The 15546-nt window shown below is 70.6% G+C and carries 16 protein-coding genes; 6 read left to right on the plus strand and 10 right to left on the minus strand.

Going from position 1 to position 15546, the window contains the following annotated elements:
* The first annotated feature begins 75 nt into the window (after window positions 1–75).
* Both EV193_RS11145 and sepH read left to right on the plus strand, forming a co-directional pair.
* A complete protein-coding gene (locus tag EV193_RS11145) occupies window positions 76–900 on the plus strand; it encodes an SGNH/GDSL hydrolase family protein (RefSeq protein WP_130343970.1) in 825 nt (274 codons plus the stop codon).
* Between the two features lie 170 nt (window positions 901–1070).
* Complete coding sequence (sepH, locus tag EV193_RS11150; protein ID WP_130344361.1) at window positions 1071–2183, plus strand: septation protein SepH; 1113 nt, start codon at window positions 1071–1073, stop codon at window positions 2181–2183.
* A 1-nt stretch (window position 2184) separates the two neighbouring features.
* On the opposite strand, the gene EV193_RS11155 is transcribed toward sepH, so the two are convergent.
* Genes EV193_RS11155 through EV193_RS11170 form a run of 4 tightly spaced genes read right to left on the minus strand, consistent with a single transcriptional unit; the run spans window position 2185 to window position 4185 of the window.
* Window positions 2185–2415 (minus strand): hypothetical protein, encoded by a 231-nt coding sequence (locus EV193_RS11155; protein WP_130343971.1) that lies wholly within the window; start codon window positions 2413–2415, stop codon window positions 2185–2187.
* 50 nt (window positions 2416–2465) lie between these two features.
* A complete protein-coding gene (locus EV193_RS11160; protein WP_242613295.1) occupies window positions 2466–2702 on the minus strand; it encodes a hypothetical protein in 237 nt (78 codons plus the stop codon).
* A 57-nt stretch (window positions 2703–2759) separates the two neighbouring features.
* A complete protein-coding gene (locus EV193_RS11165) occupies window positions 2760–3371 on the minus strand; it encodes a DUF2537 domain-containing protein (RefSeq protein WP_341273155.1) in 612 nt (203 codons plus the stop codon).
* Between the two features lie 10 nt (window positions 3372–3381).
* Window positions 3382–4185: a TrmH family RNA methyltransferase gene (locus EV193_RS11170; RefSeq protein ID WP_423202157.1), complete on the minus strand. Its 804-nt coding sequence runs from the start codon at window positions 4183–4185 to the stop codon at window positions 3382–3384.
* 201 nt (window positions 4186–4386) lie between these two features.
* Here EV193_RS11170 and EV193_RS11175 point away from each other — a divergent pair, with 201 nt between their 5' ends.
* Both EV193_RS11175 and EV193_RS11180 read left to right on the plus strand, forming a co-directional pair.
* Window positions 4387–5883 (plus strand): glutamate-cysteine ligase family protein, encoded by a 1497-nt coding sequence (locus tag EV193_RS11175; RefSeq protein ID WP_130343972.1) that lies wholly within the window; start codon window positions 4387–4389, stop codon window positions 5881–5883.
* A gap of 103 nt (window positions 5884–5986) precedes the next feature.
* Window positions 5987–6616 carry a superoxide dismutase gene (locus tag EV193_RS11180; protein WP_130343973.1) on the plus strand — a complete coding sequence of 210 codons (630 nt, stop codon included), beginning with the start codon at window positions 5987–5989 and terminating at the stop codon, window positions 6614–6616.
* A 388-nt stretch (window positions 6617–7004) separates the two neighbouring features.
* Here EV193_RS11180 and EV193_RS11185 read toward each other — a convergent pair whose 3' ends face one another.
* The 4 genes from EV193_RS11185 to EV193_RS11200 form a co-directional block, all read right to left on the minus strand.
* Window positions 7005–7262 carry a hypothetical protein gene (locus tag EV193_RS11185; protein WP_130343974.1) on the minus strand — a complete coding sequence of 86 codons (258 nt, stop codon included), beginning with the start codon at window positions 7260–7262 and terminating at the stop codon, window positions 7005–7007.
* Window positions 7263–7553: 291 nt separating this feature from the next.
* Window positions 7554–7949, minus strand: coding sequence for a RidA family protein (locus EV193_RS11190; protein WP_130343975.1), 396 nt, complete (start codon window positions 7947–7949; stop codon window positions 7554–7556).
* Window positions 7927–9180 (minus strand): MFS transporter, encoded by a 1254-nt coding sequence (locus EV193_RS11195; RefSeq protein WP_130343976.1) that lies wholly within the window; start codon window positions 9178–9180, stop codon window positions 7927–7929. The genes EV193_RS11190 and EV193_RS11195 overlap by 23 nt, the downstream gene beginning before the upstream one ends.
* 90 nt (window positions 9181–9270) lie before the next feature.
* Entirely contained in the window at window positions 9271–9696 is a 426-nt protein-coding gene (locus EV193_RS11200; RefSeq protein ID WP_130343977.1) for a MarR family winged helix-turn-helix transcriptional regulator, read from the minus strand.
* Between the two features lie 56 nt (window positions 9697–9752).
* Here EV193_RS11200 and EV193_RS11205 point away from each other — a divergent pair, with 56 nt between their 5' ends.
* Window positions 9753–10016, plus strand: coding sequence for a DUF2530 domain-containing protein (locus EV193_RS11205; protein WP_130343978.1), 264 nt, complete (start codon window positions 9753–9755; stop codon window positions 10014–10016).
* Window positions 10017–10222: 206 nt separating this feature from the next.
* Here EV193_RS11205 and EV193_RS11210 read toward each other — a convergent pair whose 3' ends face one another.
* Entirely contained in the window at window positions 10223–13174 is a 2952-nt protein-coding gene (locus EV193_RS11210) for a sacsin N-terminal ATP-binding-like domain-containing protein (RefSeq protein WP_130343979.1), read from the minus strand.
* A complete protein-coding gene (locus EV193_RS11215) occupies window positions 13171–14667 on the minus strand; it encodes a DUF3027 domain-containing protein (RefSeq protein ID WP_130343980.1) in 1497 nt (498 codons plus the stop codon). Before EV193_RS11215 ends, EV193_RS11210 begins: the two co-directional genes overlap by 4 nt.
* Window positions 14668–14733: 66 nt before the next feature.
* Here EV193_RS11215 and EV193_RS11220 point away from each other — a divergent pair, with 66 nt between their 5' ends.
* Window positions 14734–15540, plus strand: coding sequence for a glutaminyl-peptide cyclotransferase (locus EV193_RS11220; RefSeq protein WP_423202163.1), 807 nt, complete (start codon window positions 14734–14736; stop codon window positions 15538–15540).
* The last annotated feature ends 6 nt before the right edge of the window (window positions 15541–15546 follow it).

The raw sequence follows: 15546 nt of genomic DNA on the forward strand, positions 1-15546 counted from the left end.
AATTGTTAGGGGTTCCCTTGGTCGGGGCGCACATGGTGAACTTTTCTTACCCTGCGTGAAGAGAGGACTACGGACATGCGAGTTTCACGGTGGCGTTCGGCGTTGATGGTGGGGCTCGCGACAGCGGGCGTGCTGCTCGGCGGCGCCGGCAGCGCGTCGGCCGAGGCGGCCAACTACGTCGCACTCGGCGACTCCTATTCCTCCGGTACCGGCACCCGCGAGTACATCGACGACGGCTCGGACTGCTACCGGTCCAACCACGCCTACCCGAAGCTGTACGCCAACAAGATCGGCCTGGCGCTGAACTTCCAGGCGTGCAGCGGCGCGGTGACCGCGGACGTGATCAACAACCAGCTCGGCGCGCTCAGCTCGAGCACCGACTACGTGACGATCTCGATCGGCGGCAACGACGCCGGGTTCGCCCCGGTGATCACCCAGTGCGCCAAGCCGTGGCCGTGGACCTGCACGACCGAGATCGCCAACGCGCAGAAGTTCGTCCGCGAGACGCTGCCCGGCCGGCTCGACTCGGTCTACTCGAAGATCAAGGACAAGGCCCCGAACGCCAAGGTGATCGTGGTCGGCTACCCGAAGCTGTTCAACGGCGAGGAGTGCAACTTCCTGGCCAGGATCAGCCCGCAGGAGCAGAGTGACCTGAACGCCACCGCCGACCTGATCGCCACCACGACCAAGGGCCGGGCCGGTGCGCACGGATTCACCTTCGTCGACCCGCGCTCCGCGTTCACCGGTCACGCTGTGTGCGACGACGTCGAGTGGCTCAACGGGCTGTCCGACCCGATCATCGAGTCCTACCACCCGAACCGTGCGGGCCACGTCGCCTACACGAACCTGATCGCCTCGGCGACGAAGGCGAAGCGGCTCACCCCGGCCACCAACGGGTGACGCCCGCGAGGGCGAAGTGGTTCACCTGGCCGTGCGCGCACGTGTTTCCGGGGGGAAAGATCGCGTGTAGGTTGCAACGGAGCTCGGCGCGCCTCGCACGTCAAGGCGACTCGCCGATCTACCGTGGGCAACTGGCAAGGTGAAGTCTGTTGAGTCGTGGGGAGGCCGGGATGCGCGCGCTGCGGGTCGTCGGACTCGCGGAGGACGGTAAGTCCGTCGTCTGCGAGGACGCCGAGCGCGGCGATCGGTTCCTGGTGCCCGCGGACGATCGGCTGCGGGCAGCGGCACGAGGAGACATCACCAGACTCGGCCAAGCGAAAATCGAGCTGGAGAGCCAGATGCGCCCTCGTGAGATCCAGACCCGCATCCGTGCGGGCGAGTCAGTCGACCAGGTCGCGGCAGCGGCCGGGATCCCGGCGAACCGCGTCGAGCGGTTCGCCTACCCGGTCCTCCTCGAGCGATCACGGACGGCCGAGCTCGCCCAGCGGGCGCACCCGATCCGCGAGGACGGCCCCGACGTGCAGACCCTCGGTGAGGTCGCCTCGCACGCGTTCAACGTGCGCGGGCAGGACTACACCGAGGCGACCTGGAACTCGTGGCGCGGCGACGACGGCAAGTGGGTTGTGCAGCTGCGCTGGCGCGCCGGCCGGTCGGACATCCGTGCGCACTGGGCCTTCCACCCCGGCGCGCACGGCGGCACGGTCACCCCGCTCGACGAGCACGCCGTGGACCTGCTCGACCCGAACCCGAACCGTCCACTTCGGACGGTCGCGGTGCGCCCGGTCACCGAGCTGGCCAAGCAGCCCGTCGAGCAGCCGGTGGCCGAGGCCCGACCACGGCAGGCCGTGGTCGGCGGCCAGCCCGCACACCACGAGCCCCCGCACCACGAGCCGCGGGTGGAAGCCCGCGTCGAGTCGCCGCCGGAGACGCACCGCCGCGAGCCGGAGCCCCAGCCCGAGCCGGCGCCGGTGGTGCACGAGGAGCCGGCCCCGCGTGAGCCCACACGGGCGCGGGTGGACACGATCGAGGAGAACGACACCGAGCTGGCGAGCTACGAGCCGGTGACCCCGCCGCCGCCCGCCGAGCCCACTCCCGAGCCGGAGCCGGTCGTGCGGGAGGAGCCGGCGGCCCGCGAGCCGGAGACTAAGCCCGAACCCGAGCCGGCACTCCAGACCCAGCCCGAGCCGGCCGCGCCGAAGCGCCGCACCAAGTCGAAGAAGAACCGCCCCACCGTGCCGTCCTGGGACGAGGTCCTGCTCGGCACCCGCTCCAACCGCGGCTGAGCTACGGGGACGGGACGACCGGCACGCTCGACGACGAGGTCGTACTGCTCGACGACGAGCTGCGTGTCGAGAAGGTGGACGGGCGCGACGCCGTCTCGTTGTTCACCTCGATCGCGCCACCCCGGGGCGTGCCCTGCCCGGGGTCGGTGGTGTCCGTGCAGGCCACGAGTGCCACCGAGGACACCAACAACGTGGCCAACGACCCGATCAGCAGTGCCACCCCTGGTTTCACGGGCGGAATGCTAGCGGGTCAGCGGTGATCCCACCCGCGCAACGCGAATATCACGGCGTCGGCACGTGATCCAGTAAGTGCAGGTCCCAGCCTTCGCGCTCGCACCAGTCCTCGGCCTCCTCGCGGGACAGCCACAGCGCGCCGTGCGGGCGCCCCGCGCCGATCGCCGTCCAGCCGTCGGCGGCGAGCACGTGCATGCGGCTCTCGCGCAGCGCGAGCAACCGGCCTTCCGGGAACGCCATCGTCGCCTCGGTGCGCAGGAACCGCACCGGTTCCGGTCGGGTCATGCGAACCATGATGCCGATACCCGGGCGGGCCGCAAGCCTCGGGATCGGCGCAACGGATCAAGCAGCCAAAATGAACGGCAGGCCGATCCAGGAGGCGACCACCCCGGCGCCGATACCGAAGGCGACCCACCGCCAGATCGGGGTGCGCCGGGCGATCCACACCGACGGCAAGAGGCCCACGGTCACCACGACCACCGTGCCGACCGAGATCCACTTGCTGGTCTCGCCGAGCGCGTAGGCGAGCACCAGGGTGGTGAACGCGACCACCACGGTGATGATCGCCGTCACCGTGAGCCCCGTCCCCCACGGCGTCGGCTCAACGGGCTCTCGGGGCGGCGCGACGGTCTCCGCCTCGGGGTACGGCGGGTCCACAGTGGACGTCTCGCCGGTCAGCGGGTCGGCGTAGCGCACCGGCGTGCCGAGTTCGCCGGCCAGCCGCGCGGCCAGTTGCCGCCCGCGGTGCGACACCACCGCGCCGGTCGCGTCCCGGTCCTCGGCGGCGGTGCGCCGCACGACATCGACCACGCGCGCCCACTCCCGCAGGGCGGAGACCAACTCTTCGTCGAAGATCAGCTGGTCCGGGGCGATCTCCCCGTCCAGCCCGACGAGCACGGCGCGATCCCCATCGGCGCGCAGCTCCACGGCGTTGACCTCCATCTGCACAGGCACCCGGTCGAAACTACCGGTCCACCGGCGCGAGTGCGTAGAAAGCCACGGCCGCGGCCGTCGCCACATTGAGCGAATCCACAGAAATCGCCATCGGAATGCGCACCGCTGTATCGGCCGCGGCGATCGCCTCGGCGGTCAGGCCCGGCCCTTCCGAGCCGAGCAGCAGTGCCAGCCGCCCGTCCCGCCCGACGTCGGCCAACGGTACCGCGTCCGCCGCCGGGGTAAGTGCGAGCACGCGGAACCCCTTGTCCCGCAACCACTTCAACGCCTGTGGCCAGGGTTCGACCGGCGCGAACGGCACCGCCAGCACGTGCCCCATGGACACCCGCACGCTGCGCCGGTAGAGCGGATCACCGCAGCCGGGCCCGATGAGCACCCCGTCCACCCCGAGTGCGGCCGCGTTGCGGAACAGCGCGCCGAGGTTCTCGTGATCGCCGACGCCCTCCAGGACGGCGAGCCGCCGCGCCGAGGACACCAGCTCGTCCAGGTCGGTCGGGACCGCGCGATCGGCGACGGCCAGCACGCCCCGGTTCAGGTGGAAGCCGACCACCGTGGCCATCACGTCGGCGGGCGCCGCGTACACCGGCGCGTCGAGCGTGGCGAGATCGTCGGCCAGTTCCTCGATCCGCCTGCGCACGCCGAGCACCGCGCGGACCGGGTAGGCCGACGCGAGCAGCCGGCGCACCACGACCACACCCTCGGCGATCACCAGGCCGCGCCCGCCCGGCCGGTCCGGGCGACGGTCCGATGTGGACAGATCGCGGAAATCGTCCACCCGGGGATCGGCTGGATCGTCGACGTCGAACACCTGCACGCGTGCCAGTCTCCCAATGCCTGAGAAGCCCGGCGACGCGCGGTAGCCGGTTCGACTACACCACACGCTGCGGCTGCTCGCTCTGTGTCACCTCGATATGACAGATGGCACCGTTTGGCCGCTAGAAAACGGGTGGAACAGATGCCAACGTGGAAACCCCGCGCGGAGCGGCTGAACGCGGCCGATCGGAGGGGAGACGGCATGGGACGGGACGTTTCGACTGTCGGGTCGAGCCGTGAGGATCGCCAGAGATATCGAGCGAAGGTTCAGCAGTGCCTCGACGCTCTGGCGCGCATGCTCACCGAGGGGGGATTCTCCTCGAACTGCGGGCGGATGGGCCTGGAGATCGAGCTGAATCTGGTCGACGACGCGTACCGGCCCGCGATGGCCAACACCGAGGTGCTGGAGAAGCTGAACGACCCGTCGTTCACCACCGAACTCGGGCAGCACAACATCGAGCTGAACGTGCGCCCACGCCCGTTGGCCGGAACCGAGGCGTTGGAACTCGAAACCGAGCTGACCGCCGCCATCGCCGACGCGGACACCAAGGCGCACGACGCCAGCGCGGCACTGGTCATGATCGGGATGCTGCCGACGCTGCGCGCGTCGGACTTCGACCCGCGCTGGTTGTCCAACGGCGCGCGCTACGCCCAGCTCAACGAGGAGATCTTCGCCGCGCGTGGCGAGGAGATGCTGCTCAACATGGAGGGCGCGGCGCTGCCGGGGCAACGCCCTGAGCGGCTGCGGTGCGGCATCGAGTCGATCCTGCCGGAGTCGGCGTGCACCTCGGCGCAACTGCATCTGCAGGTCCAGCCGGAGGATTTCGCCGCGCACTGGAACGCCGCGCAGTGCCTGGCCGGCGTGCAGGTGGCGATCGGCGCGAACTCGCCGTTCCTGCTCGGCAAGGCGTTGTGGCACGAGACCCGCATTCCGCTGTTCGAGCAGGCGACGGACACCCGTCCGCAGGAGCTGAAGAACCAGGGCGTGCGGCCGAGGGTGTGGTTCGGCGAGCGGTGGATCACCTCGATCTTCGACCTGTTCGAGGAGAACGTGCGCTACTTCCCCGGGCTGCTGCCGGCGGTCGACGACGAGGACCCGTTCGACGCGCTGGACGCGGGCCGCGCACCGGCGCTGTCGGAGCTGCGCCTGCACAACGGGACGATCTGGCGGTGGAACCGTCCGGTGTACGACGTCGCGGACGGCGTACCGCACCTGCGGGTGGAGAACCGGGTGTTGCCGGCCGGCCCGACCGTGGTGGACCTGCTGGCCAACGCCGCGTTCTTCTACGGCGCGCAGCGGGCGCTCACCAACGCCGATCGTCCACTGTGGACACAAATGTCGTTCCAGGCCGCGGAGGAGAACCTCTACGCGGGCGCGCGGCACTCGTTCGACGCGCAGCTCTACTGGCCCGGGATCGGCTGGGTGCCGCCGGACGAGCTGGTACTGCGGGTGCTGCTTCCGTTGGCGCACGAGGGTTTGCGCGACTGCGGGGTGGCCGACGAGGTGCGCACGCGGTACCTGGACGTGATCGAGCAGCGGTGCCTGGCCCGGCGGACCGGGTCGTCGTGGCAGCGCGACACGGTGGCGCTGCTCGAGGACCGCGGCGTGGACCGGGACGCCGCGCTGGTCGGGATGCTGCGGCGGTACGTGGAGCTGATGCACGCGGGCGCGCCGGTGCACACCTGGCCGGTGGACTGACCAGAACGTGATCTTGCGGACGCGAAGTCGTCGCGGTCACTTGTTGCCACTATCTTGCAGTTAGGAGATAGTTGCACTACACCCACCACGAGGAGGGCGATCCATGCCCGCGTATGTCCTTCCCGACCTGGACTACGACTACGGAGATCTGCACCCGACGATCAGCGGGGAGATCAACGAGCTGCACCACAGCAAGCACCACGCGGCCTACGTCAAGGGCTCCAACGACACGCTGGAGAAGATCGGCACGGCGCGCGAGGCCGGCGACTTCGGCAACATCGTCGGCCTGGAGACGACGCTGGCGTTCCACCTGGCCGGGCACACGCTGCACGCGCTGTGGTGGAAGAACCTGAGCCCGGACGGCGGCGACAAACCGACCGGTGAGCTGGCCGCGGCGATCGACGAGCATTTCGGCTCGTTCGACAACATGCGCAAGCACATGACCGCCGTGTCCGGCACCATCCAGGGCTCCGGCTGGGGCGTGCTCGCCTGGGACCCGGTGGGGTCACGGCTGATCATCCAGCAACTCAAGGACCACCACTCGAACCTGTCGATCGCGACCACGCCGCTGCTGGTGTTCGACACCTGGGAGCACGCGTACTACCTGCAGTACCGCAACGTGAAGACCGACTACCTCGACCGGCTGTGGAACATCGTCAACTGGGCGGACGTGACCAAGCGCTTCGAGGACGCGCGCGCGGGCACGCTGCACGGGCTGACGCTGCCCGCGTGAGGTAACCGAACCTGGCAGCGGATGCTCCGACAAGCTCGGCTGCCGACACGGCGGGGCCGCTGTCCATCACGGACGGCGGCCCCGTTGTCGTGTTCACCCCGCCAGCCACCCCCGCTATCCACAAGCCCCGGGTTATCCACATGTCGATCTTGTTCCCCCTCCCGCCCGCGCCGCCCCACTAGACTGGCTTGCGGGGTGCCCCCGGAGAGGGTGGGGGCAGCCAGCACGAAGGTGAAGACGATCTTCGCGGGTTCTTGGTGGGTGACGGTGCGGCGGATTTGGCTCAGCACCAGGGGATTCTGAGCGATTCGAGTTCGTGGTCGGCCAGGATGGCGTCGATCAGCTCCGGTGGTCCGGTGATCTTGGTGCCCCAGAGATCCCAGTCGCTCTATGTGATCCAGCTGCGGTCGGCGGGCCAGAAGTTCGGCGGCGAGCCCTGGCCGAGCGGGTGGTCGTACAGCGCGGCCGCGTCGCCGAGCCGGCCGGCGAGCAGGTGACCGTCGCCGGCGTGATCGTTCACGGCAGGGCCGAGATACGCGAAGCACTCGGTGCGCGGCCCGGCCGACGACGCGGCGATGAGCAACCCCACCAGGCGCAGCCACTGCTCACGGTCGAGCGAGCCCTCGGCGGGCAGCATGGTGCGCACCGGCCAGCCACCGGACGGAACGCTCGGGAAGCACCGATGACACGGCCGAACCCCGTGCGGCACAACAGGATCGCCGACGCGCGTGGCCAACTCGGCCCACCGCAGCCGGCGCCAGCCGGGTCGCGGACGGCCAGCCAGCCCAGTTCGTCGCGCGGCGCGTCCACCCAGGTCACGCCCGAAGGCTACCCAGCAAGGGCGAAACCCCGCTCCGGCCTGCGGAACGGGGCTCGCTGTTCCCGAACTGACTACCGCTCCCACCACGAAGCGGACATGTCTTAGGTTAGCCTAACTTCAATTGGTCGGCAAGTGGCAAGCACAGGCGTCCACCTCGACCTTGTACTGAGGTGCCGCCAGCGCCACCACGACCACCAGCGTCATGCAGGGTTTGTGGCCGCCGAGCCACTCGCCGAGCACCTCGCGACGGCGTGCCGGGTCGACCTGCTCGGTGAGGTAGATCGTCACCTTGACCAGGTCGTCGACCGTCATCCCGGCCGCCGCGAGGTTGTGCCGCACGTTCTCGACGGCCAGCGCCAACTGATCGCCGGGGTCCTCGGGCACCGAGCCGTCCCGCGCCTGCCCGAGCTGACCGGACAGCACGAGCCAGCGCGGCGATCCGCTGACCTCGATCTGATGGGTGCAACCGGCGACCGGTGCGTGCACCGTGTCAGGATCGCGGAACGTTTTCACCGCGCTTTTCCTTACGTAGCAGGAACAATCCACACAGCGCGGCCGCCGTGGCGGCGAGCGCGCCACCCACGATGAACGGCGCCCGCCCGCCGAAGGCGGCAGCCAACCAGCCGATCGTCGGGCCGCCGATCGGGTTGCCGCCGAGGAACACGAGCATGTAGAGCCCCATCACCCGGCCGCGCATCTCCGGGCTCGCGGCGAGCTGCACCGTGCTGTTCGCCGTGGTCATGAACGTCATCACGGCAAAACCCATCGGCACCAGCGCGATCGCGAAAGCCAGATAGCTGCCCATCAGCCCGGCTATGATCTCCAGCACACCGAACGCGATCGCGCTGCCGAGCAGCACCCGGAGCCGCGGCCGGCCGCGCGCACTGCGCCGGACGGCCAGTAGCGCCCCGGCCAGCGTGCCGACGGCGAGCATCGTGGACAGCAACCCGTAGCCCGCCGCGTCGCGATGGAACACCGTGGCCGCCGCGATCGGCAGCGAGGCGAAGAACGTGATGCCGAAGGTGCTCACGAAGAACACCAGCACGATCACGACGAGAATGTCCGTGCGGTGCCGGACGTACCGCAGCCCTTCACGCAGTTGCCCACGCTGGCGCGGCACGGCGGGCGTGCGGTGCAGCTTGTGCGGGTCCATCCGCGCCAGCATCGCGATCACCGCGCAGGTGCTGATCGCGTTCACCAGGAACACCCAGCCGGTGCCCACCCAGGTGATCATCACGCCGGCGACGGCCGGCCCGACGACGCGCGCCAGGTTGAACGTGGTCGAGTTGATCGCGATCGCGTTCGGCACCATGTCGCGGCCGACCATCTCGGCGACGAACGACTGGCGCACGGGCACCTCGAACGCGGAGAAGACGCCGAGCGCGAGGCACAGCGCGTACACGTGCCAGAGCACGACCACGCCGGTCACGTCGAGCAGCCCGAGCACGAGCGCGGTGCTCGCCATGCCGGCCAGGACACCGATCAGCAGCTTCCGCTTGTTCATCCGGTCGGCGAGCACACCGGCCCACAGCGAGAAGAACAGCGTCGGCGCGAACTGCAGCATGGTGGCGATGCCCAGCGCGACCGGGTCGTTGCCGGTGAGCACGAGGACGAGCCAGTCCTGCGCGATGCGCTGCATCCAGGTGCCGACGTTGGAGATCACCTGGCCGCTGGCGAACAGGCGGTAGTTGCGAATTCGCAGCGCGACGAACGTGCCGCGCTTCCCCTCAGGCGGGTCGTCCACTGTGGACGGGAGCTTGGACTTGCGGGTAGGCGGGGACGGGGTCGCGTCGCAGTAACTTCTCCGCTGTGTCGTCCCTGCCTGACTCAAGTGTTAGTGCCCCGCCATCCTGTCGATGATCTCCGCGGCGCGGGACAGTGTCTCCCGCTCCTGTTCGTCCAATTCGGACAGTCGCTGGTCCAGCCACGCCTCACGCGCGGAGATGTCCGCGCGGATGTACTCGCGCCCCTGGTCGGACAGGCTCACGATGGCCTGCCGTCCGTCACTCGGATGCGGCGCGCGGGTGACGTGGCCCGCCTCCTCGAGGCTGGAGATCACCCTGGTCATCGAGGGCGGCTGCACGCCTTCCTTGGCGGCCAGCTCGCCCGGCGACAGCGGCCCGCACTTGTAGAGGCAGGACATCGCCGACAGTTGGGTGAGCGTGACCGACGAACTCGTCCGCTGCGCGCGGAGCCTGCGATTCAATCGCACGACGGCCAGACGCAGGCGCGTGGCGAGCGACGATCCGGTCTCCGGCATATCGTTAGCATACCTCACGATCTCGCGGGCCGGCAACGCCGGGGTAGCCTGCTGACGTGTCCGACAAGCCGCAACGCCCGGTACCGCCGCTGCCGCCGTCGCTGACCGACCTTCGGTCCGTCGTGTTGATCGGCACCGTGGTGTGGTTCGCCGCCGTGGTCGTGCTTCTGGTGCTGCGGTACGGGTTCGACGTGTCACCGCCGATCTGGCTGTGGACCGCGATCGCCGGCGCCACGCTCGGGCTCATCGGGGTGCCGATCATGTGGTGGCAGCGCACCGCGTCCCGACGGGGAAGCAAGGGCGCACAACGCGACCTGTAGCCCGCCGCCGTCCGACTCGTCACACCTCACTTATCCACAGGTGCCGGTTTATCCACATGTCGATCTTGCCGCCCCTGTCGACCCCGCCCTCCCGTTAGGCTTGGCTCGAGGGCCGCCCCCGGTGTGGGTGGGGGTGCGTTGTGACCAGGGTGAAGATCGACTCTTGGCGGGTGGGGCGTGGCTGGAGTCGTTGGGGTGTAGGAAGGTCAGTCGAGGAAGGTGACGGCCTCGGGCTCGTCGAGGTAGGCGGCGATCAGGTGGCGGTCGGGCCAGCGGCCGGTGGTCCAGGCGAACGCGCGGGCGAGGCCGCCAGGGGTGTCGGCGCAGTGCGTGACCCGGCCGTCGTGCCACCAGGCCAGCTCGTGTGTGCGGTCGCCGACGCGCACGGTGAGTCCACTGTGGACGGTGAGGCTGCCGCGCGGTGGCTCGATGGACATCAAGTCCGCCACCGCTGTCACCGCGCTGAGGCTCGCCCATTCGACGGGTTCGCCATCCGACATGATCTTCGCGTCGATCTCCTCGCTGGCCAGTGGCAGGTCGAGCAGTTCGGCCAGGTGCGCCGCCGCGACGAAGTCCAGGCCCGCGGTGATCAGGTGCTCGGGTCGGATCACCTCGATCTGACACGGCACGTCGAGCACCAGGCAGTCGCTCGCCGGCGAGGTGGTGCCGGCGAGCGTGCGCACATCGTCCGGCGGCTCGATGTCGGCCGGGTCGACGACACCGCCGCGCACCGCGTCGGCGAGCGCGTGGTGCGCCCTGATGATCACACCGTCCGAAGGGGACAGACGCGGGTCGGCCAGCCGGGCGAGCAGATCGTCGGCGTCCACCGTGCCGGCGATCTCGAGACTCGTGCGAACGCCGACGAGCCGGAGCAACTCGGTGTCCAGCCCCACATCCGGTACCGGGTCGTACAGGCCGGTGATCTCCGTGGCATCCGCCAGCCGCCACTCGGCGGGGCTCCGACCGGAGATCAGCGCGTTGCGGCGTAACCACCATCGGGTGTACCCGTGCTCGTCGCGTAACGCAGTCAGGGTGGCCGGCTCGGACGCGAGCAACCGCAGCGCCGTCGGCCAGGCGTCGTCGGCCACCAGGTCAAGATCACGGACCGCGAGCACCCGAAGTGGTGGCGTGGCAAGGGAATCCCACCACTCGTCCTCGTCGGCGAGATCGTGGTCGGGCCCGGTGGGGTCCTCGTCGTCGACCATCGCGAAACCGCTCAGCACGCCGACCGAGGACAGCACATCGGCCGGCCAGTCGGTCACCGTCACCTTGGCGAGCACCCCGATCGGGGAATCCTCGGCGAGCACGTCCAACAGCGCGGAATCCGGCAGGGCCAGCTCGTCAGCGCGTCGCCAGTCGCCGTCGGTGTCCCGCAGTGCCAGCGCGCCGAGCCACGGGTGCTCGCCGGCCCGGACCCCGGCCGCGCGCACGATCCTGAGCACCGAGTCGACCAGGCCGTCGACATCCAGCCCGGACTCGGCGTCGTCCACGCTCCGCTCGACCGCGTCCGCCAGCGCCGGAGACTCGAGCAGCTCGGCCGGTCCGGCGCGCACCGCTCCGAGACGCTCCAGCAGCGGGTGCACGGCGTCCGGGTGCACCACCCGCAGACCGGTCGCGTCCACATGGGACAGATGATCGAGCAGCTCGTGATCGTCCAGCAGAAGCGCGCCGCGTGGGCCGGGCATGGTGCGCCCGTCGACCAGCGGCACGGGCAGACCGGCGAGCGCCTCGTGGGCGGCGGCTCCCGCCTCCGCGACCACGGCGAGCGCGTCGTACAGCCTGCGCCACCACGTCGCGGGACGGTCCACGCCGGTGATCGCGGCGACCAGTTCGGCCGGCCCGATGCGGGTGACTCCCAACGATGTCAACGGTTTCGCGTGCCGGGGCGCGGCGAGGTCGGCGTGTGCGAGGCCGGGCAGCACGTCGGCCAGCAGCGTGGCGAGATCGTCCGACACGACGTCCAGAACGCTCGCCCTGGCGGGTGCCACGGTGCCGCCACCGGCCGCCGGAAGCCACTCGGCCGCACGCAGCTCGACCGTCACCAAGCCGCGCAGTTGATCGTCCACTTCGGACAGTGGGAACCCGGGAGCCGGAACCAGGCGCACCCGGTGCTCCGGCGACACCAGCTCGACCAGCCTCGGGTATCGCCTGGCGGCCTCGCCGAGCACCGCGTCCGTGGCCGGCCCGGGAAGCAGGCGCCGCCGCGACGGCTCGACCGGCAGTGTCGCGATCAGCCGCGCGGGCAGCGACAGCCGCTCGTCGGTGGGCGTCGGCGCGTGCAACACATCGGAGTCGAGCGGCTCGGGAGCACCGTCCACGCCGGTCCGCACCGCCCACGTGATCGTCCACTGTGGACGCTCTTGGGACTCCGCGCCCAGCGTGCGCACCACATCGTCGGACAGCACCCCGGAGTCCCGCACGAGCAGCCACCGCGCGGTGCCTGACGGGCTGGAGATCTCCACTGCGTCCAGCCCGGAATCCGTTCTGCTCCAACGGTTATCGCCGACCTCGACGGACTCCAGCCCGGCCAGCGACAGCAGCAGGTCGTCCACCTGCGACGCCAGGCCGTCGAGCAGCGCCGGACCGTCCACATCGGGCCGCAGGGGCAGCCGGACCTCGGTGTCGAAGCCGTCCGGCGGTGGCGGCTCATCGCCGTCGACCGGCCAGGCAAGGCGCAGCACGGGCACCGCGCCGCCGCGCCGGGACACCTCGCCGGCGAGTGTGTCCGGTAGTTCACTCCTGGTGCGCTCGGCGGAGAACGCGACGCCGCCGGTCCTGGAGACCACCCTCGGCTCGTCGGTGACCGCCAGCACGGCGGCGAACCCGACGCCGAACCGGCCGACACCGTGCCCGGTTCGCTTGGCGGAGGCGCGCAATGACGCCAAGGCGGCGACACCGTCGGCGTCCAGCGGAGCACCTGTATTGGCTACCCGCAGCTCACCGTCCACAAGGGACAGTCGTAGTCGCCCGGGGCGGCCGGTGGCCGTGGCCGCGTCGGCGGCATTCTGTGCCAACTCGACGAGCAGGCGGTCGCGGTAGCCGCCGAGCCGCAGGTCTTCCTCGGTGTTGGCGTCCTCGCGGAACCGGGTCGGTGATCCGCTCCAGCCGGCGAGAACCGCGTCCCGCAGCGAGTGGGTGTCGAAGGGGTCGCGCGTCACTGCGTGGGCGCGGACTCGGTCTCCGACGTGGGCTCGGCCTGCTCGGGCGTGGACTCGGTGAACTCGCCGGCGGGCGCGTCGGTGGACTGCTGCGCGGTGGTCTCCTCGGCCGGCGCCTCCGCGACGGCAGGCTCCACGACCGGGGTCTCCACGGCGGCTTCCGCAGCCGGCTGCTCCTCAGGCGTCTTCGCGACGGGCCACTCGGCTGTTGCCGGCGCGTCCACAGTGGACTCCGGCGCGGCGGGCGTCTCCACGGACGCTTCGCCAGTGGAGGGCTCCACGGACGGCGTCTCAGCGACGCCTTCCTCGGCGGTCGACGGCTCATCGACGGCGGACACGTCACCAGCGGACGCATCCACGGTGGACTCCGGCGCGGACTCTCCGGCTGGCATCTGCCAGACGGACTGCTCCACCGGAGGCTGCTCGACGACCGGCGTCTCGACGATGACTTCAGCGGATTGCTCAGCAGCGGTGTCTTCGCCTGCAGGAACGTCCACAGTGGACTCTTCCACGGCGGGCGTCTCGGCCACCGGCGTCTCCACAGTGGCGTCAGCGCCGGACTGCTCAGCGGCGATGTCTTCGCCAGCGGGAACGTCCACAGCGGACTCCTGCACGGCGGGCGCCTCAGCCGGCGTCTCCACAACGGCCTGCTCCGCCACCGGCGTCTCCACTGCGGCTTCGGCGGCGTCCTCGTCAGCGGGGGCGTCCACAGTGGACTCTTCCGCAGCGGGCGTCTCAGCAGGCTGCTTCACCGAGACCATGTCGAGCACCGCGTCGTCGTAGATCAGGTCCGCGACGATCACCGGCGACGGCTGCTCCACCTCGGCCTCCGAGTGCGCGCCGCAGCCGTACTCGGCGTGCACCGCACGCCCGTCGGCCGGCGCGATCTCGTTGCCGCACACACCGAACGCGGCACTCAGCGAGCCCGCCACCGGCAGGTAGAACCCACACGTCCCACACGCCGCCGGCGCACCGCGCGCCATGTCCGAGCGTGGCCCGAACTCGCCGCCCTGCCAGCGCTCGGCGGCTTCGAGCCGGCCCTCGCGGGACAGCACCCGCAGCCGCCCGAGCCCCAGCTCGACCGCGGTCTCCTCGACCTGCGGGTCGTCCGACTGCACGTAGGCCTGCACCAGGCGCGGGTCCTCCGGCGCGGTCGGCATGAGATCACCGACGCCGAGGTCACCCGCGCGCACCCGCTCCTGCCACGGCACCCACTCGGGCGCGACCAGCGCGTCCGGCCCGGGCAGCAGCACGACCTCGCTGACCCTCACCGGCGTGCCGGGCCCGGCGTTGGCCACGGTGACCGCCCAGCGCCAGCCCCGATACCCGGGCTTGTCCGCGTCGAACAGGTGCGTCACCGAGCCGTCGTCCTCGACGGTCGCCTCGACCGGCGCGCCGACCTCGTCTCCGCCGTCCTGCCGCGCGGCCGCGCGAGCGACCTCGACGGCGGCGATCAGCTCCGCGTCGGCGTGGGGTGTCTCGGTGCGTGTCATCAGTACAGATTGTGCCCCATCGACCCTCGGCGCCCCGCACCGTGTCAGGGTTACCGGGTGCGCGCCGTGCTCGTGATCTTCGCCGTTGCCGCCGTGCTCGCCGGCTGCGCCGACGACGCCGGGGACACCGCCACTCCGCCGCCACCGGCGAACGCGGGCCTGCGCGCCGAGGTTCTCGCCGAGTCACCGCACGATCCGCGCGCGTTCACCCAGGGCCTGGAACTGGTCGACGGCGTGCTCTACGAGGGCACCGGACTCGAGGGCCGCTCGTCGATACGGCGCACCGACCCGGCGACCGGCGAGGTGCGCGCCAGCGTGGACCTCGACCGCGATCTGTTCGGCGAGGGGATCACCGTCGTCGGCCCCACGATCTGGCAGCTGACCTGGCGCAACGGCGTCGTCATCCAGCGCGACCGGAACACGCTGGCCGAGCTGCGCCGGGTGCCCTACACCGGCGAGGGCTGGGGGTTGTGCCACGACCCGGCGGCCGACCGGCTGATCATGAGCGACGGCTCGGACACGCTCACCTTCCGCGATCCGCGCACGTTCGCCGAGACCGGCCGGCTGCGCACCGACGTGCTCGCGAAGGTGCCGGGAACTCGCCCTGACGAGCTGCTCAACGAGTTGGAGTGCGCGCACGGCGCGGTGTACGCGAACGTGTGGAAACAGGACGTGATCGCGCGGGTGGACGTGCGCTCCGGCGAGGTCACCGTCGCCGATCTGACCGCGGTGCGCGCCCGGCTGCCCGAGGACGCCAGAAAAGACGTCGACGTGCTCAACGGGATCGCCGCGATTCCCGGTACCGACGAGTTCCTGGTAACCGGCAAACTGTGGCCGAGGACCTTCCGGGTGAAGCTCGTCACCACCAGGTAGCCAGTT

The sequence above is a fragment of the Herbihabitans rhizosphaerae genome, from assembly GCF_004216555.1.
Taxonomy (GTDB): Bacteria; Actinomycetota; Actinomycetes; order Mycobacteriales; family Pseudonocardiaceae; genus Herbihabitans; species Herbihabitans rhizosphaerae.